The organism is Cryobacterium algoricola, assembly GCF_004402485.1.
Taxonomy (GTDB): domain Bacteria; phylum Actinomycetota; class Actinomycetes; order Actinomycetales; family Microbacteriaceae; genus Cryobacterium; species Cryobacterium algoricola.
On record NZ_SOFG01000011.1, the window covers coordinates 661244 to 678655 of the forward strand.

15 protein-coding genes and 1 riboswitch are annotated in these 17412 nt (G+C 63.0%); of the genes, 9 read left to right on the top strand and 6 right to left on the bottom strand.

Annotated elements, in window-relative coordinates:
* The first annotated feature begins 40 nt into the window (after positions 1 to 40).
* The gene (locus tag E3O44_RS09835; protein WP_134534883.1) at positions 41 to 1018 is read left to right on the top strand and encodes an NADPH:quinone oxidoreductase family protein; all 978 of its coding nucleotides are present in this window, start codon (positions 41 to 43) and stop codon (positions 1016 to 1018) included.
* Here the strand turns inward: E3O44_RS09835 and E3O44_RS09840 are convergent.
* Positions 1015 to 1623, bottom strand: a complete 609-nt coding sequence (locus tag E3O44_RS09840; RefSeq protein ID WP_166792602.1) for a TetR/AcrR family transcriptional regulator — start codon at positions 1621 to 1623, stop codon at positions 1015 to 1017. The two genes, E3O44_RS09835 and E3O44_RS09840, sit on opposite strands and share 4 nt — an antisense overlap.
* 87 nt (positions 1624 to 1710) lie before the next feature.
* Here E3O44_RS09840 and E3O44_RS09845 point away from each other — a divergent pair, with 87 nt between their 5' ends.
* The 3 genes from E3O44_RS09845 to E3O44_RS09855 all read left to right on the top strand — a co-directional run bounded on the left by E3O44_RS09845 (position 1711) and on the right by E3O44_RS09855 (position 4050).
* Entirely contained in the window at positions 1711 to 2064 is a 354-nt protein-coding gene (locus E3O44_RS09845; RefSeq protein WP_134534555.1) for an MmcQ/YjbR family DNA-binding protein, read from the top strand.
* The gene (locus E3O44_RS09850; protein WP_134534556.1) at positions 2061 to 3383 is read left to right on the top strand and encodes a replication-associated recombination protein A; all 1323 of its coding nucleotides are present in this window, start codon (positions 2061 to 2063) and stop codon (positions 3381 to 3383) included. Before E3O44_RS09845 ends, E3O44_RS09850 begins: the two co-directional genes overlap by 4 nt.
* Positions 3384 to 3690: 307 nt before the next feature.
* Complete coding sequence (locus E3O44_RS09855; protein WP_134534557.1) at positions 3691 to 4050, top strand: nuclear transport factor 2 family protein; 360 nt, start codon at positions 3691 to 3693, stop codon at positions 4048 to 4050.
* A gap of 312 nt (positions 4051 to 4362) precedes the next feature.
* Here E3O44_RS09855 and E3O44_RS09860 read toward each other — a convergent pair whose 3' ends face one another.
* Together E3O44_RS09860 and E3O44_RS09865 are read right to left on the bottom strand one after the other, a co-directional pair.
* On the bottom strand, positions 4363 to 5736 hold the full coding sequence (locus E3O44_RS09860) for a sensor histidine kinase (protein WP_134534558.1): 1374 nt from the start codon (positions 5734 to 5736) through the stop codon (positions 4363 to 4365).
* Positions 5737 to 6432 (bottom strand): response regulator transcription factor, encoded by a 696-nt coding sequence (locus tag E3O44_RS09865; RefSeq protein WP_134534559.1) that lies wholly within the window; start codon positions 6430 to 6432, stop codon positions 5737 to 5739.
* 136 nt (positions 6433 to 6568) lie between these two features.
* Between E3O44_RS09865 and E3O44_RS09870 the strand changes: the two genes are divergently transcribed.
* The 3 genes from E3O44_RS09870 (at position 6569) to E3O44_RS09880 (ending at position 10196) form a co-directional block, all read left to right on the top strand.
* Complete coding sequence (locus E3O44_RS09870) at positions 6569 to 7330, top strand: hypothetical protein (protein ID WP_134534560.1); 762 nt, start codon at positions 6569 to 6571, stop codon at positions 7328 to 7330.
* 264 nt (positions 7331 to 7594) lie between these two features.
* On the top strand, positions 7595 to 8515 hold the full coding sequence (locus tag E3O44_RS09875; protein WP_166792603.1) for an alpha/beta hydrolase: 921 nt from the start codon (positions 7595 to 7597) through the stop codon (positions 8513 to 8515).
* Positions 8516 to 8963: 448 nt separating this feature from the next.
* Complete coding sequence (locus E3O44_RS09880; protein ID WP_134534562.1) at positions 8964 to 10196, top strand: peptidoglycan glycosyltransferase FtsW; 1233 nt, start codon at positions 8964 to 8966, stop codon at positions 10194 to 10196.
* Positions 10197 to 10280: 84 nt separating this feature from the next.
* On the opposite strand, the gene E3O44_RS09885 is transcribed toward E3O44_RS09880, so the two are convergent.
* A complete protein-coding gene (locus E3O44_RS09885) occupies positions 10281 to 10874 on the bottom strand; it encodes a hypothetical protein (protein ID WP_241976212.1) in 594 nt (197 codons plus the stop codon).
* 604 nt (positions 10875 to 11478) lie between these two features.
* Between E3O44_RS09885 and E3O44_RS09890 the strand changes: the two genes are divergently transcribed.
* Entirely contained in the window at positions 11479 to 12678 is a 1200-nt protein-coding gene (locus tag E3O44_RS09890; RefSeq protein WP_134534564.1) for an IS110 family RNA-guided transposase, read from the top strand.
* Between the two features lie 158 nt (positions 12679 to 12836).
* Here the strand turns inward: E3O44_RS09890 and E3O44_RS09895 are convergent, their stop codons facing one another.
* Together E3O44_RS09895 and E3O44_RS09900 are read right to left on the bottom strand one after the other, a co-directional pair.
* Positions 12837 to 13958 carry an LCP family protein gene (locus E3O44_RS09895; protein WP_241976214.1) on the bottom strand — a complete coding sequence of 374 codons (1122 nt, stop codon included), beginning with the start codon at positions 13956 to 13958 and terminating at the stop codon, positions 12837 to 12839.
* A gap of 372 nt (positions 13959 to 14330) precedes the next feature.
* The gene (locus tag E3O44_RS09900; RefSeq protein ID WP_134534566.1) at positions 14331 to 15014 is read right to left on the bottom strand and encodes a histidine phosphatase family protein; all 684 of its coding nucleotides are present in this window, start codon (positions 15012 to 15014) and stop codon (positions 14331 to 14333) included.
* 281 nt (positions 15015 to 15295) lie between these two features.
* A riboswitch (M-box (ykoK) riboswitch) is annotated at positions 15296 to 15465 on the top strand.
* A gap of 214 nt (positions 15466 to 15679) precedes the next feature.
* Here E3O44_RS09900 and E3O44_RS09905 point away from each other — a divergent pair.
* Positions 15680 to 17350 (top strand): Nramp family divalent metal transporter, encoded by a 1671-nt coding sequence (locus tag E3O44_RS09905; RefSeq protein WP_134534567.1) that lies wholly within the window; start codon positions 15680 to 15682, stop codon positions 17348 to 17350.
* Positions 17351 to 17412 lie beyond the last annotated feature (62 nt).

The window sequence follows — 17412 nt, forward strand, 5'->3', positions numbered from 1 at the left end:
TGTCGGCATGATTGGACCTATGAACTCACGTGCGACGACAATGCGGGCAGTGCGGAACACCACACACGGTGGACCTCGGCTCCTCGAAACACACACGATCCCGATTCCCGTCCGCGCACAAGGCGAAGTCCTCGTTGAAGTTCATGCCGCCGGGGTCGCCTACCCCGACGTGCTCCAATCTCGAGGCGAATACCAGCTGCGCGTCCCTGTTCCGTTCACCATTGGGAGCGAGTTCTCCGGGGTCGTCGCCGACGCCGACGCCAATTCGGGATTTGCGGCCGGGGACCGCGTTCTCGGCGTTGCCGGTTCTGGCGCGTTCGCAGACTTTGTGGTCACGCCTGCGGATCGTGTCCTGCCGCTTCCGGATGAGATCGACTTCATAACGGCGGCGGCCATGCCCATCAATGTCCTGAGCGCAGAATTCGCCCTGGGGGAACGCGGCAATCTGCGTGCGGGCGAGACGGTGCTCATCCACGGCGCCGCCGGCGGGCTCGGAGTCGCACTCACCCAACAGGCGAAGTTGCGCGGCGCCGAGGTCATCGCCGTCGTCTCCACGCCGGAAAAGGCCCAACTGGCGCGAGACGTCGGGGCAGACCACGTCATCCGGCCACACGACTTCCTCAGCGAGACTCGCAGGATCACGAACGGCCGCGGGGTGGACATGGTGCTCGATCCAGTCGGTGGCGAACGGTTCACCGACTCGCTGCGTGCGCTGGCGACCCGCGGCCGGCTTCTCGTTCTCGGGTTCACGGGCGGCAGCATCCCCACTGTGAAGGTGAACCGCCTGCTCCTGAACAACACGACCATCATCGGCGTCGCGTGGGAGGGCCTGATGCCGACCTGCTCCGTCTCGCTTACGGCCCAATGGGAACGTCTGGCACCCTCCGTCGCTCGAGGCGCACTCGCCCCGGTGATCCACGAGGTGGTGGCGTTCGAGGAGGCCGCCGAAGCAGTCGCCGCTCTTGACGAACGACGGGCTGTCGGGAAGACCGTCCTCGCGGTACACGCCCGCCGTTAGAGGCCCGGACTGCTGTCGGAGACTCCGCCCCGGTCGCTGCGTTCCATGCGGGTGACGGCCATATCGACCAGGGCTCGATAGGCGTTGCGCACTATGACGGCATCGAGCGGATCGTCCGGGTGGAGGGAGCGGTAACCCCACCACCCCCACATCAGGGCGTCGACAGCGCGGGCCGTGGCCTCCGACAGAGAGCGACGAAGAATCATGATGGAGTCCTTCTGGAGGCCACGGAGGATTTCCGCAACCCGCGGACTCCGCGCCCCGTAGAGGTGCATCTCTTCATACAAGCGGATGTCCGCGAGCGCTGGAGCGGTTGAGCCACACGTCGCGGACACAAGGGCCTCAACGACGTCAGCGTCGGTACGGGAGCTGCGCATCGGGGCCGCGTATCGCGGCTCGAGTCCGTCTCGCAAGGTCTCGAACGCGCTGACGATCAACGTCTCCAGGTCGGCGAAATAGTACGTCGTCGATCCGAGCGGCACGCCGGCCTGCGCTGCGATGCGTCGATACGACGCCGCGTGCACGCCTTCTGTCGCAATGACCTCCAGCGCTGCACGAAGGATCCGGGTTCGGCGCTCCGGGTCATTCGGCTTACCCTTCCTCACGCGCCCTCCTCGATGCCAGACAAAGTATGTACCATTGTACGCAGATTCAGATAGCCCAGAAACGGGCAGTGACCCCAGGAGGACGACATGCAGGGCGACACACTCCAGCAACACGCCCGTGATGTCGCGGCGTCGCTCGAGGGCGTCACCAGTGGGCACCCGTTCACTCCGCACCTCGAAGTGTGGAAGGTGCACGAGAAGGTTTTCCTCATCGTCACCGACGATGATCCGGATCTGCAGATCATTACCGTGAAAGTTGATCCCCACCAGGCGGACGCGCTCCGTCGTGACGTCGACACAATCACGAGCGGTCGCTATCTTGACAAGCGGCATTGGATCTCTATCGGACCCGGTGCCGGGATCACGAAACAGCTGATCGAATACCTGGTGCACGCCTCCTACGACCTCGCAGACGACCGCGAACTGGGGCGGCAGCCGTGAGCGAGACACCGTCACTCTTCGACATCGACGACGACTCACGACCGCTTGCTGATCGGCTCAGGCCGCGCACCCTGCACGACGTCCTCGGGCAGGACCATGTTCTCGGGGCGGACGCACCGATCGGGCGAATGGTCAACGCACAGAGACTGATGTCGATGGTGCTCTGGGGGCCACCCGGGTGCGGCAAGACCACGATCGCGCGGCTTCTCGCCGAGCAGACCAGCCTCGCATTCGAACCCCTCTCTGCCACCTTCGCCGGCGTCGCCGACCTTCGAAAGGTGTTTCAATCAGCGCGGCGCCGGCGCGAGATCGGTCAGGGCACGCTGCTGTTCATCGACGAGATCCACCGCTTCAACCGCGCCCAGCAAGACTCATTCCTTCCTTACGTCGAAGACGGCACCGTCATCCTCGTCGGCGCGACCACGGAGAACCCCAGCTTCGAACTCAACGGAGCGCTGCTCTCCCGCACCCAGGTCTTCGTTCTGAAACGCCTCGACGATGTTGCGCTCAGCACCCTCATCACCCGAGCCGAAGCGCTCATTGGTCATCCGCTACCGTTGACCGATGAGGCTCGCCAGGCGCTGATCGCGATGGCGGACGGTGACGGCCGGTACCTGCTGAACATGATCGAGCAGGTCCAAGCCCTGCCCGCACCCGTCGACCCGGCCGCCCTCGCCGCCGCCGTGCAGAGACGGGCACCGCTGTACGACAAAGCACAGGAAGGCCACTACAACCTCATCTCCGCGCTCCACAAGTCGATGCGTGCCTCCGACCCAGACGCGGCCCTGTACTGGTTGGCACGGATGCTCGACGGCGGCGAAGACCCCCTGTTCATCGCCCGCCGCATCACCCGATTCGCCACCGAGGACATCGGCATGGCCGACCCGAACGCCGTTCAACAGGCCCTCGCCGCCTGGGATGTTTATGACCGCCTCGGTTCACCCGAGGGAGAACTCGCACTCGCGCAAGCCGTCATCTACCTGGCGACCGCACCAAAGTCGATCGGCGTGTACCGCGGATTCAACAAGGCGCGCGCCGCCGCGAAGCGGAGCGGATCGCTGATGCCGCCCGCGCACATCCTCAATGCCCCGACCCGTCTCATGAAAGACCTCGGCTACGGCGACGGCTATCAATACGACCCGGACACCGAGAACGGGTTCTCAGGCGCGAACTTCTTCCCAGAGGGCTTAGCCCGACAAACCTTCTACGAACCCACCGACGCAGGATACGAGCGAGCAATCTCCGCACGGCTGCACCACTGGGCCCAGCTCCGGGACGGTGACACCAGTGGCCGCACTCCCGATTCCGAATCGGACTAGCCCGGGTAATGGAAAAGACCCCCGGACATCCGCGTGATGACGCGGATCTCGGGGGCCGAACAGTGCGGAGACGGTGGGATTTGAACTCTGCCCATGCAATCATTCGGGCTGTTCTGCGCTCACGATCCGCGTAATTACGCGGAAGTTGGATCATCCGGACGGCCTCGAATCACGTGGTTTTTTCACAAGTGTTGCCATTTTGTTGCCACGACCGCTCCTTGTCCACGCTCGTGATGTCTCAGGACACCGGTGACAGTTCTGCATCAGGACATCGGTGACAGTCGATGTGACGGGCTAGGTTCGGTACATGTGGCAATCTGACGCGTCCGAGTTCTTGGCTGTGCAGGATGCAGAGCTTGCGTTGTTATCGTCAACGGTGCGGAGCGACGCGGAGCATGTGTCATCCCTTCTCGCCGATGACTTCGCCGAAATCGGTCGCTCAGGTCGCCGTTGGACCTACGGCGAAACGGTCGCGGCATTGCAAGTCGAGGGTCCTCGCGCCACCCCTGTGACGTCGGAGTGGCTGTTCTATCGGCTTTCCTCAGAACTGATCCTTGTCACCTATCGACTTCATGGCACCGATCACGACAGCCGACATTCGTCGCTGTGGGAGCTTGCAGGTCCGGTGCTGCGCTTTCACCAAAGCACCAGCATTCCCAGCAGCTGATCGACGGCAGCCCAAGAGCAACGACACAGACCATTGCCCCGGCAGAGCGAATCGCCGGTGGGTAAGGGGCTGCTGGGTGGACCTGAAGTGTCACTACGACGACCACCGTAAGTGTCACCGATGTTCTGATACAGAACTGTCACCGATGTCGTGCGACATGACACTCCTTGTCCACGCTTGCGACGTTGGGATCACGCCATCGATGCAACGTACTGCCGAACTCCCACGACCCCATTCGCGATCCGCCGGGCGAACCGAAGGGTCGTGCCCGCATGGCTGCGAATCCGCAGCCTCTGGCCTGAACCTGGTGAGCTATGACGTACCGGCCGAGATGAGGTCAACGGCAAAGCAAGTACCGTCACCGATTGACGACCGCACGAAGATAGTTCCGCCGAGACGGCCAACCAGTTGCGCTGCGATCGAGAGTCCGAGGCCCGTATTCACCGGACGCAGATCCCTGTAGCGCGCCCGCAGAATCCCCCGCTCGAACGCGACGGCCGCGTCAGCGTCCGTGAGCCCAGGTCCACTGTCTCGAACCTCAATCCGCACGGTGTCATCCCCGACACGTTTCGCAGTGAGCAAGACCACTCCCCCCGAGGGAGTTGCACGGAGTGCGTTCTCGACCAGTCCGTCCACGATCTGTCGCAGGCGCATCGGATCGGTCAGGATCGGGGCTGGATCGCTGGCAGAACTGTCCACTTGAAGAGTGACTCCCAATTGAGCGCACTGACCGCGCCACGCTCGCTCGACCTCGCACAACACCGCCGTCGCGTCGGTCGGACGCAACTCCAGGGTGAAATCGTCAGCTTCCAATCGCGCCAGTTCGAGTAGATCGCTGACAAACCGGTCTAACCGCTTCGCTTCAGCCACCAGAATCACTCCGACAGCAGAACCACCAGTCTCGGAAATGACGCCGTCTGCAAGCGCCTCCGCATAACCGCGGATCGCGGTCAAGGGGGTACGGATCTCGTGCGAAACCGAAAGCAGAAACTCCCGCTGACGGTCCTCGCTCGTCGCGAGCGCTCGATCCAGAGCTGTCAGGGAGGTCGAGACGTCATCGATCTCGGGGATCCCATGGGACACAACGACGAGGCCACGTTCGCCGCCAGCCAGCCGACGAGCGTCTCGAGCCATGGCCTGGAGCGGACGGGCAAGCCTGCGCGACAGGAAAACGCCCGCCACGATGGCGGCAACCAGGCCGATCGCGACTGCGATCAGAATACGTCCGGCGATGAGGCCACTCGATTCGGTGACGTCAGCGACGCGCAGGAAGCCGACTAGCCCTCCGCCGCCCGGGCGCGGACGGCCTTCGACGACGTAAGTATCGCCGCCGACTTGCACCGTTGTGGAAGCGGACCGATCAGAGCCCAGAACACCGATCATCGTTCTCTTGACCTCGGCGCCCACCGCACCCAGTACTTTGCCATCCGGACCGATGAGCAGGAATCGCTCTCCGTGCGCGCCGAGGATTTTGTCGTCCTGCATGAGCGCGCGCAGCGAGGCGAACGGCTGCTGGCTGAGCGCACTCGTCTGAGCGGCTAACGCCGACTGCGCTTGACCGGTCACAAGCACGGTGAGCAGTTGCAACGAGACCACCGTGGTGATCAGCACGGCCACACAAGCGACGCCCACCGTGACGAGCATGATCCGGCCGCCCAGGGAGCGGAGCCACCGTTGAAGCGACATTCAAGTCGCCTTGCCCGTGACGCAGTACCCGAAACCGCGTACGGTTCGGATCGGACACGTCGGGCCGAGCTTTCCGCGGACCTGGGCGATGTGCACATCAACGGTGCGGCTCGCACTGTAATCAGCGATTCCCCACACCGCAGAAAGGAGCTCCTCTCTCGAGTACACACGTCCAGGTCGAGCCATCAGCTGGGCAAGAAGATCGAATTCTGTCGCCGTCAATGTGACGGGCGTGTTCCCGCGCACGACGGTCCGGGAAACAGGGTCGAGGACCAGGTCGTCAACCCGGAGAACGGCGGTTCCACCGAGGCCGGACGAGCGCCGGATGATGCTCTTGACCCGCGCCACCAGTTCACGGGGCGAGAAGGGCTTCGTCACGTAATCATCTGCCCCAAGCTCCATGCCCAGGACTCGATCAATTTCGTCGTCTCTGGCCGTGACGAATAGAACAGGAGTCCAGTCTCCGGAATCCCGCATGGCACGGCAGACTTCGATCCCGTCCAAAACAGGCAAACCAACATCCAGGAGCACTGCCGCCGGGCGAAGGCTCCGGACGCGATCAAGTCCCCCGCGGCCATCGGTCTCCAGATGCACCGTGAACCCGGATCGCACGAGAAATAGGCGCTCGATATCCGCGATGGCCGGATCGTCCTCGACGACCAGCACCAGTCCCCTGTCGTCGGTCACAAGATCCATTAACCCCCGCGGCGACGGATCTGCTCTTAGGGCGCGCCCGGTTCGAGCGTCGGCCTTACCAAACCCGAACATTGACCTCACACAACTCGAACAGGGCGCAGGCAGTGTTGACCATGTCGACGTCTCGTCGACATCAATGACCGAGCCGGGAGTGCTTCCAATGAATCGAACCATTCGACCAACCATCCTTGGCGCCGCAGCCCTCACCGCACTCGCGGTGCTGGGTGCCGCACCCGCGTTCGCCGCTTCGACGTCCACCCCGGCCCCTCCCTCCACTGCTGTCCACTCGAAAACGCCACCCACCCTCACGAATGTGCAGGCGTCCGCCGCGACGGCGACCGGTAAACGAATCACCTCCTTGAACGCTGCGATAGCGAAAGTCACCGCCAACACCTCACTTGTCAGCTCCGACAAGAGTGCACTCCTGGGGACACTCACTGGCGACCTCGACGGCATGAACACCCTCGCGACGAAAATCGCCGCGGACACCGACTTCGCTCAGGCCAAAATCGACTACGCCGCCATCTTCAACACCTACCGTGTCTCTTCGGTCTCTCTTCCCCAGGCGGCGTACACGACGTTTGCGGACACTGTGGTCTCCAAATCGGCGGTGAAGCTCACCGCTGAACAGACACGGCTCTCGGGCCTTCTCTCAGGAAAGGACGCATCCAAATCCACTGCGGCGCTGCAGGAAGACCTCACGGACATGGCCGCCCAGATCAGCAAGGCCACCAGCGCCGCAACCGGGCTGGCCACCGGATCGCTCGCCGTCACACCGGAGCAATACGCCGCCAACCACGACATCATGAAAGCCTTCAAGGCATCCGCGACCACCGCGCGCGCCGCACTCAAGCAGGCACAGACCGACGCCAAGACCATCCGAGCAGCACTCAAGTAACTCCGACCCGGCAGCGCGACCGTGGCCAAAGATCCGCCGTTGAGCTGCCGTCCCGACCACGGCATTGCCTGAAGCGTTCCTGCCCGATGCAGCGTCCGAATCGGGCGCCCCGCACTCACTCCCGATCCGCCCGGGCAGAATCGTCTTCTGCCAGGAATTCCAATGGCCGCAGATGCACGGCCGTTTGGTCTTCAAGCTATTCATAGGACAGAGATACGACCAGTGAGAATGACTGCCAGACGCAATAAGACCCGTATCGCGAGTGTGGCTCTGATCGGCGTGGCCCTCGGAGCCGGGGGCTTCGTCCTCCTGGACCATCCCGCATCAGCCACGAGTCCGGATTCGCAGCCCGACCCGGGTGTGTCCATGGCGGCATCCGCCCTGCCGATCACCGGGACCGTGGAGGCGGTACACATTCCGGCGACGGCCTCCGGTTTCACTGCTCGAGACGCAGAGGTGTATCTCCCGCCGGCGGCTCAGATAGCTAACGCCCCGGCCTTACCATTCGTGCTGATGATGATGGGCCAGCCCGGAAACCCCGACGCTTCGTACATCGGATCCGTCCTCGACACGTTCGCGCTCACCCATGACGGTCAGGCCCCGATCGTCGTCGTCGCCGACCAGCTCGGCGACCCGAGCGTTGATTCCCTCTGCCTGGACACAGCGGAACACGGCAACGTGCAGACCTACATTGAGCAGGATGTCGTGAACTGGGCGCGCGCAAACCTGCGCATCATGAGCAACCGCATCGACTGGACCGTTGCAGGGTTCTCCAATGGCGGCCAGTGCGCAATCTCCCTGGCTGCCAGATTCCCGGATGTCTGGGGAAACGTGATCAGTGCGTCCGGGACGACCTTCGCGGGAACTGAATCCGAACCCACGGTTCTTGCCGATGTCTTCGGCGGAGACCAAGCCGCCTACGACGCCACGAAACCAGCGACCATCATGTCGTCAACGTCCTACCCCGATACCGACGCCGTGTTCACCGTCGGTGCGGATGACTCCGTGATCGGGCCACCCCAGAAGGAACTGAGTACCGTCGCCCTAGGCGCCGGCATGGCGACCAGCTACTACGAAGTCCCCGGCGAAGGCCACACCATCGGGGCCCTCCTCGGAGGACTCACGAAGGCCTTCGACGTTCTGGCCCTACGCCTCGGATTTCAAGAAGTCGCACCTCAGCCCTAGATGTAAAGCTCAGGGCGATGACCCGGTCGGCCGGGCCGCGCGGATGCGGCGAAATTGCCGGAGAGTGCTGCCTCGGAGCGATGGATACGCAGATTGTCGGTGCGAACGTGAACTGTGCGCGGCCTCGCAATCCGGAGCCCATTCGCAGCGGGCGTGAACCTGTGAAACTGCACTGGGCACGAGTCCAGGCCTCAGAAGGTTTTCAGGATTCGGTGCCGTTTACATCGGAATGCGTCTGGAATGCTCGACAGGTGAACCGAAACATCCTCATGCCACACCATTTTCATCCATGCTCGCCAGGCGTTCATCCCGTCGTTCGCTGACTCGTTGGCCGACGGGGCGGCTCAAGTCACCGCTCAACAGTTGTCCCCCATTCTTCAAATTCCCAGGGATCCGGAGCATTCGCGCCGGCCGTCCCTGCTGACCCCGGCAGGGATACGTGAGACCTATGGAAACTCCTTTTCGCCAGCGCACGCTCGACACATCATCAAGCTCCGCCAGCGAGCGGCCGAGGACCGTACCGGCCACGAGGATCAGCCTGGGACGATTGGTGCGCACGCCGTCAGCTGATTACTTTCTCCTGTTGGGCGTGACTCTGTTTCTTGTCCTGTTCGGCCTCGCCATGGTGTTGTCCTCATCGTCTGTCGATTCATATGTGAGCAATGGCGGGTTCTTCGGGGTCCTCCTCCATCAAGGCTTCATCGCGATCGTTGGTATCCCGTTGATGCTCGTTGTGAGCCGGGCACCATTGAAGTTCTGGCAACGCATCGCCTGGCCGGCTCTCATCGTGACGTGCCTAGTCCAGTGCCTTGTCTTCACGCCATTGGGCGTGACTGTTGCTGGGAATACGAACTGGTTATCGGTCGGAAGTTTCCAATTTCAGCCCTCCGAAGCCATCAAGGTCGCCCTGGTCATCTGGCTGGGCACGATTCTCGCCCAAAAGCAGAACCTGCTCAGTGACTGGCGCCACGTGCTCATTCCAGTCTTTGGCGTTGGCGGTGCCGCCGTACTCCTTGTAATGATCCGCGGCGACCTGGGAACAACGGTGATCCTGGGCGCGATCCTGTTTGGCGCCTTGGTTTTCGCCGGGGTGCGGATGCGGATGCTCGCGATCCCGCTAGGAGTCGGAGCGGTGGGCGCGGTCGCAGCAGCAGCAGCGAGCGCCAACCGGCTGATACGCGTTCTGGCGTTCTTCGGGACAGGATGCGATAGCAGTTCGAAGAACATCTCAGCTGCGTGCTGGCAGCCCCTCCACGGCACGTGGGCCATGGCTGATGGCGGGATCTTCGGCGTGGGTCTCGGTAACTCCAAAGCCAAGTGGTCCTGGTTGCCTGCCGCCGACAACGATTACATTTACGCCATCATCGGCGAAGAGCTCGGCCTTATCGGCGCCATTGTCGTCCTCCTCCTCTTCATCGTCCTCGCGATCGCCTTCCTTCGCATCATGAGCACGACCTCGCACTTGCAGGTCCGTGTGACAACTGCCGCCGTGATGGTCTGGGTCGTCGGGCAAGCTCTCGTCAACATGGGAGTCGTCCTGGGCTTCGTCCCGGTCCTCGGCGTCCCCTTACCGTTGATCTCCGCGGGCGGCACCGCCCTGTTGACGACCCTAATTGGGATCGGTGTGGTGCTCTCCTTTGCTCGTAACGTCAGACGAGCACCCATGCCATCTGCACCGTGATCGGACGCTCCCGAGGCGACGATCATCGCCCTCACTGCGGTTCAATACGACGGCACCACCGCATCGAAAAGTCTTGATCGCGTTTCAGTTCAGGATATTCACGGCACGGGAGATCACGAGTGCGAGCAGGACGAAGCCCGTGAGCGCTTGATATCCCATCAAGGCTTTGGCCCGAACCGTGAGTGGCATCACATCAGTGGGGCTGAAAGCCATCATGTTATTCAGCGAGAGGTAGGCGTAGTCAAAGTAGCCCGGGCGCCAATCCTCGCCTCCGGGAGCTCCATCGTGTTGAGGGAAGCGGAAGTCAGCTGTCGCCGTCGACCAGAGAATCGCGTCCCGGCGAGCGATCGGGCCCGAACGGTCGAGCTCCCAGTAGACCAGCGAAAAGGCGAGCACATTGGTGATCCACACTTGCCCGGCGGTCAGCAGTACATCCGGGCCGCTGACGTGACCATAAAGAAGTTGGCCTACGGTAAAAACAACGGTCACTTGGTTCGCCAACGTCAGCAGGGTTGCCAGTCCGATTGACAGCCAGCGGGACCACGTCGTCTCCTTGGAGAGGCGGCGCGGGTTCAGAATCGTGAGTGGGATGACCAGGAGAACACCGAGCGAGGGAACCACCCAGCGTGGGACGAGCTGGACCTTCTCAGGAATGAGCAGGTAGAGGACGAGGCTCACGATCACAGCGGCCAGTACAGGCCACCGGTGCTCGTGTCGCTTTGGGGGTTCCGTCACAACTGTCACAATCTGAAGTGTAGGTCCGCCCGATGACCTCCGATCGCCGATGCTCCTGCCGCGGACTGACGCCAAGGAGCCTCGGAGCGACTGAGCCTTGGAACAGATTTACTGCCGGTACGACGCGGGTCACGCTCACTGTTCTCGGCCACCGATAGTGGAGGATTCAGGAAATCGAACCTGACAAGGTGCACCGACTTGCACATCCCCCGGAAACCTGACGTTAACGCGGGCAATCAGGAAGCGCAATTCCGCGGAGCACGAGCGACGGGCCAAAAGGAACCCTGGGCTGTGTTGCTCGCCCCCCGTTACTTTCTTCGTAGCCCTTGATCGTGTAGTTATGTGAGGGTGTTGGCCTGTCAGGCCCGGCATGGTTCTTGCCCCCAGTCGCCCATGATCCGGGGGGTGTTGTCACCGGGCCTGACTGGCATCAGGTGATCGCTGATAGGGGCTGGACCGGGACGTAACCCAGGCCGTTCGTAACGTGGATGCCGAGACTTGATGCCGCTGTTCGGGCCGACTTTGTGGAACCTGAGACGGAGGATTCATGATCGAGAACTACGACAGCGTCGACGTCTTCATCGGCGTGGACGTCGGCAAAGGAGAACACCACGCGGTCGCTCTCGACCGGGCTGGCAATCAACTCTTCGACAAGGCCCTGCCCAATGACGAAGCGAAGCTGCGGGACCTGATCGGGCAGTTGAAACGGCACGGCCAAGTCTTGTTCGTCGTCGATCAGCCCGCGACCATTGGCGCCTTACCAATCGCCGTCGCCCAGGCAGAGGACGTGCTCGTGGGCTATCTGCCAGGTCTGGCTATGCGCCGCATCGCGGACCTGCACGCGGGCGAAGCCAAGACAGATGCCCGCGACGCCGCGATCATTGCCCAAGCCGCGAGAAGCCTCCCGCACGCTTTGCGGTCGCTGCAGCTGGCCGATGAGCAGGTCGCTGAGCTCTCGATGCTCTGCGGCTTCGACGACGACGTCGTCGGCCAGATCACGGCCACGAGCAACCGCATCCGCGGGCTCCTCACCCAGATCCACCCCGCGTTGGAACGGGTTATCGGCCCGCGCCTGGACCACCCGGCGGTACTCGATTTGCTGCAGCGTTACCCGTCACCGACGGCGATGAGGGCTGCCGGCACGACCCGCCTCGGCAACCGGCTGGTCAAGTTGGTACCGCGCATGGGCCGCCGTCTCGCAGACGAAATTACCCAGGCGCTCAGTGAGCAGACTGTCGTGGTGACCGGAACCAACGCGACCAGCATCGTACTCCCCAAACTCGCCGAACAGCTCACCGCGCTCCGACGCCAACGCGACGAGATCGCAGTCGAGGTTGAACGGCTCGTGGAGGCACACCCTCTTCACCCCGTCCTGATCAGCGTGCCCGGAGTCGGGATCAGGACCGCCGCCAGACTCCTCACCGAAGTCTCCGGGAAGGACTTCGCCACGGCCGGCCACCTCGCCGCATACGCCGGCCTGGCGCCGGTGACCCGACGCTCCGGCAGCTCCATCCGCGGCGAACACCCATCCAGACGCGGGAACAAGATCCTCAAACGGGCACTGTTCCTCTCCGCGTTCGCCGCGCTCCGTGACCCGCTCTCCCGTGCCTACTACGACCGAAAGATCGCCCAAGGCAAACGCCACAACCAAGCCCTCGTCGCCCTCGCGCGCAGGTGTTGCGACGTCCTCTACGCCATGCTCCGCGACGGCACCCTTTATCAAGCCGACCACCAGCTCGCCGCTTGACAACAACATAGGGGCACCCCCCCGCTCCGACGGGACCGAGGAGGATGCCTCATCATGTGCAGCCCCACGGAGGACCCATCCCACTTGGAGCTCGCTCCGGGCTCGGCGGCAGCTACGTATACCCCCTCGCTCGAGGTGTGGCACCACCCTGAATGGCTCTAGTTGCCCTTGCTGCAGGTTTGTTCGGCGGCGGTCTGCCCGGTGACGGTGGACGGAAGAACTGCACCTGTCGGCGTGGGCGTTGTCGTGGTTGGCGTCGCGACCCCGGGTGTCCTGGCCGAGGCGGACGTGCTCGGCGTCGGCGGCGGCGTGGCTGTGGCTGTGGCTGCCGATTTATCGATGACCGCTGCGCGGCCGGGCAGCCCGCTGAGGACGATGGGCTGATCGGCGACGAGCGCGGCGTTCACGATGGTGGCCCCGGTCGATTGCGGGATGACCCGGTTCACGTCCTGGGGGTCAGCGACGGTCGGGTACTGGAGGAAGACCATGTTGGCCAGGCCCGTGTCTTTGAGGGCGAGTGCGATCTGAACCAGGGTCGTCGGGTTTGTCAGGGTGTCGGACAGCAGCATGTTACCCGTCGCGGCTTTGGCCAGGGCATACAGCGCGACCGGGTTCCCGAGCACTCCGCCGCTTTCCACCTTCCGGGCCAGGGCAGCCATGAAGACCTGCTGGTTGCTGATCCGGCCGAGGTCACTGCCGTCACCGACTCCATGCCGGCTCCGCAGAAACGACAGCGCTTCGTCGCCCAAAATGGTCTGTTGGCCCGCAGCCAGGTGCAGGGGCGGATTCGTGTAGAGGTCATTGATCGGGGACGCGATACAGACCGTGACGCCACCGACGGCGTTGGACATGGCCGTGACGCCATCGAAACTGATCTGCGCGGCGAAGGGGATCTGGAGTCCGGTGAGCTTCTCGATCGTGACCACGACGCAGGAGAGTCCCCCGCGCGCGAGCGTCGTGTTCAGCATCACCCGGTTCGACGCGGATGCGGTCGACCCGTCCGTCTGGGGGCAGGTCGGGACGGCGACCATCAGGTCGCGCGGAAAGCTGATCACGCTCGCACTGTGGTGATCCTGCGCAATGTGCAAAAGCATGGTGACGTCGTTGTTGCCCGCTCCGGCACTCGCGGCGAGCTCTGCGCTCGTCGAGTAGGCACCGCCCTGTCCGGTGCGGGTATCCGTGCCAGTTAGGAGAAGGTTCACCCCTCCGCTGATCGCGGCGACATCCGCAGCCGGAGCCGTCGTGCTACCCGAGGGATCCGCAATGTGTGCGAGATGCACTCCTGGCTTCACGCTGCCGGCGAGATCCCAGGCAGCTACTCCTGCGACGGCTCCCCCGCTGACAATGAGTACACCGGTTGTGAACGCCAGAATCGTGCCGACGGATCGCCATGGGCCACGTCGGGCGAGTCGCCCGTGCCTGACCGGCACCCCAGCAGAACGGGCGTGAGCACGTAGTTTTGGGTTGTGCATCGCCCTCACTTTTTCCTCAGCGCTGAACTACTTTGGCGCGTCGCCGTCTGTTTCGACGGAAGCCTACGCAATCCCCGCTGAACGGTGACTGGATGGCGGCCGTGCACCCTGAGGTTCCGCTCGGATCGTTTTCGGGTCGCCCAGGTTGCGGGTCGCGGTCACTGGTGGCGGCGTGCACATTCACAAGTTGCGGCCCTCCGGATCGGTTGGTCGCAGATGACGGTCGAAGGTGAAGGCGAGCGGTTGACCGGCGGGAAGTTCGTCACCGAGCTGAGCCGCGTTTCCGCTCAGTGTGGAACGAAGGCCCCGGATCGACGTGGGGCTCGCGACAATCAGGACCGTTTGGTGGGCGAGGAGGAAGGAAACGACACGCTCGGAGTAGAAATCAGACATCACCGGCGTCGCGAAGGAATTCGGGATGGCTGCCTCCGTATCGGGAGCGCGAACGTTGCCTTCCCATAGCGACCCCCTGTGTCCACCGGCGTCGCTTGGGTCCAGAGACCTTTCGGTCCGGCTGAGCCAGCCATCCGGGTGACTGCGATCGTGCCGCAGGTTGGCGCGAGCACGGGGCCAAGCGGGCTCTACGTCGAGGCGACGATCTGAGATGACCGTGCGCGGGAGCTTGTGTAGTTCACACAGGAGCGTATTGACGAATCGAATACTGTTTGTTCGGGGCGGGGTGAACACGACGTCGGGAGAGAGCCTGGCCGCGGCCAGCAGATCCGCCGCGCGTCGAGCCAGGGTGACGGCCAAATCGTCTACGTCGGTTCTGCCGGGCGTCTCGATGGCGGTCTCGTTGTGAGCAGGGACAGAGTCGATAGTGTCCCCGAATCCCAACAGAATCAGTACACCGAATTCACTCATCCGCCTCGCGCTCCTTCCACAGAGGGATGCTGCAGCATGGGGCGTCCCTCGACTTCGAGGCGACGGTTGTGCAGGATGACCACAGTCAAACACCATGCAGCCGGGCAATCTAGGAAGGCCAGCATGTCCTACCACGGGTTGGATCCGGGGCCTTGTCCTGGCTCACGGCATCGTTATTCGCCAGTGCGCGGTGGACTCACTCTCTCTTCTCCTACGGGTTTGAGCGTAGCCACACCTTGCTTGCGGAGTGGTAAATCAGCCGCGTAACGTGACTCTCGCAAGGCGCCAGTTGTTAGCTGAGGCTCCTTTGCGGATACAAGCCAGCGACCCCCAACGTCCAGAGACGCCCCGGGTCAGGACAGGTTTTCCCGGAACAAGGGATTTCCCCGATTGGCTCCCGATTCCCGGGTTAACGCCGCAAAGTGCCAAAGGTCTTATGAGAAGAGGTCACCTCGGCCGGTCAGGTCGGACTCTTCGTGCGCTTAACGAAGTGGAGGGAGAACGCCGATGAGCGAAAGCCATAGACCCTGTCTCCCCCTGCCCGTCCTTGCCCGTTAGACACTCGCTCTTCCCCGCGCACGGCCCCTGGCCCGCGCTCTTCCGGCAACGCCTCCGGACTTCCCACGCGTACACATACTCGCTCCCTGCGCAGAAAGCCGCACACGATGACGAACAGCAGCGAAAGCGTCACCAGCTCTGAAACCGGCCCGACCCCGACGGGGCCGCTTTCCGCCGTGCTCGACTCAGCCCATCTCGGCGATATTGAAGGTGCAATGGGCACCATTCGTCTGGGTGATGATGCACCCCGCCGAGGGTTCCCGGCCAAGTTCCGTACCCTGCTAGCGATCCTCGGCCCCGGGCTCATCGTGATGGTCGGCGATAACGATGCCGGCGCCTTCGGGACCTACACCGAGGCCGGACAAAATTACGGCACCTCACTCTTGTGGACGCTGCTCTTGCTGGTTCCGGTTCTGTATGTGAATCAGGAGATGGTGTTGCGGCTGGGCGTGGTGACAGGAGTGGGCCATGCCCGGTTAATCCTGGAACGGTTCGGAAAGTTCTGGGGTGCGTTCAGCGTCATCGACCTGTTCATCCTGAACGCGCTCACCATCGTCACCGAATTCATCGGGATCAGTCTGGGGCTCCAATACCTGGGCATCCCCCAGGTCCCCGGCGTCATCGTCGCAGCCCTGCTCGTGTTAGGCGCCGTGAGTACTGGATCCTTCAAAAGATTCGAACGCGTCAGCCTGTTCCTGGTGGCTGGGTCACTGCTTCTCGTTCCCGTTTTCGTGCTCTCTCGCCCGAATCTGGGTGAGATGGCCAGGAACTTCATCATTCCGGGAATGCCCGCAGGTTCACAACTCTCGACAGTGATGCTGCTGATCATCGGAATCGTTGGAACTACCGTCGCCCCGTGGCAATTGTTCTTCCAACAGTCTTATGTCATCGACAAACGCATCACCCCGCGCTTCATGAACTATGAAAAGGTCGACCTGTGGATCGGGATTCTGATGGTGATCGTCGGCGCGGCCGCGATCATCGGCTTCACCTCGGCGACCTTCACGGGGCGACCAGAATTCGGCAACTTCACCGACGCCTTAGGAGTGGCCGAAGGCCTCGGTAAGTATGTGGGGCCAAGCGTCGGAATCATGTTCGCAATCGCGCTGATCGACGCATCGATCATCGGGGCGGCTGCCGTCGGCCTCTCCACGTCATACGCCCTGGGCGACGTGTTGGGATTGAAGCATTCACTGCACCGCAAACCGTGGGAAGCCAAAGGGTTCTACGCCGTATTCGCGGGCCTGCTCGTGATCGCTGCCACCGTCGTCCTCATCCCCGGTAGCCCGCTCGGGCTCTTGACCGTCGGTGTGCAAACCCTCGCCGGAGTTCTGCTGCCCTCCGCTACGGTCTTTCTCCTGTTGCTCTGTAACGACAAGGAAGTCCTCGGACCCTGGGTCAACGGCAAGTGGCTGAACCTGTTCACCTCGGTGGTCGTCGCCATCCTGGTCATGCTCTCCATCGTCCTCACGGCCAGCGTGTTGTTCCCGGAGATAACGGCCGGTGCGATCCTGTGGATCCTCGGCGGGGGCACCTTCCTCGGCCTGGCCACCGGTGTGATCGTGGGTGTGCTGCGCCGCCGACGCCCCGCTCGTGAGCCCGTCCCGAAGATGGAGCACGCCCAGCGTTTGCGCTGGAGGATGCCACCCTTGGCCCTTCTGTCCAGACCCGAGCTCTCAACCGGCCGGCGCATCGGTCTTGCTGTCCTGCGCACCTACCTGCTCCTGGCGATGGCCTTGGTCGTCGTGCGGGTAGTTCAACTCGCTCTCGGCCACTGACCAAATGAGTCCTACGCTCAAGTCAACACCGTCAACTCCCCCAAGAAACCAAGCAACGATCG

Coding starts and splice junctions, on each gene's coding strand:
- E3O44_RS09835 (WP_134534883.1), top strand. CDS start 41: ATGCGGGCAGTGCGGAACACCACACACGGTGGACCTCGGCTCCTCGAA.
- E3O44_RS09845 (WP_134534555.1), top strand. CDS start 1,711: ATGCAGGGCGACACACTCCAGCAACACGCCCGTGATGTCGCGGCGTCG.
- E3O44_RS09855 (WP_134534557.1), top strand. CDS start 3,691: ATGTGGCAATCTGACGCGTCCGAGTTCTTGGCTGTGCAGGATGCAGAG.
- E3O44_RS09860 (WP_134534558.1), bottom strand. CDS start 5,736: ATGTCGCTTCAACGGTGGCTCCGCTCCCTGGGCGGCCGGATCATGCTC.
- E3O44_RS09865 (WP_134534559.1), bottom strand. CDS start 6,432: ATGGATCTTGTGACCGACGACAGGGGACTGGTGCTGGTCGTCGAGGAC.
- E3O44_RS09870 (WP_134534560.1), top strand. CDS start 6,569: ATGACCGAGCCGGGAGTGCTTCCAATGAATCGAACCATTCGACCAACC.
- E3O44_RS09880 (WP_134534562.1), top strand. CDS start 8,964: ATGGAAACTCCTTTTCGCCAGCGCACGCTCGACACATCATCAAGCTCC.
- E3O44_RS09890 (WP_134534564.1), top strand. CDS start 11,479: ATGATCGAGAACTACGACAGCGTCGACGTCTTCATCGGCGTGGACGTC.
- E3O44_RS09900 (WP_134534566.1), bottom strand. CDS start 15,014: ATGAGTGAATTCGGTGTACTGATTCTGTTGGGATTCGGGGACACTATC.
- E3O44_RS09905 (WP_134534567.1), top strand. CDS start 15,680: ATGACGAACAGCAGCGAAAGCGTCACCAGCTCTGAAACCGGCCCGACC.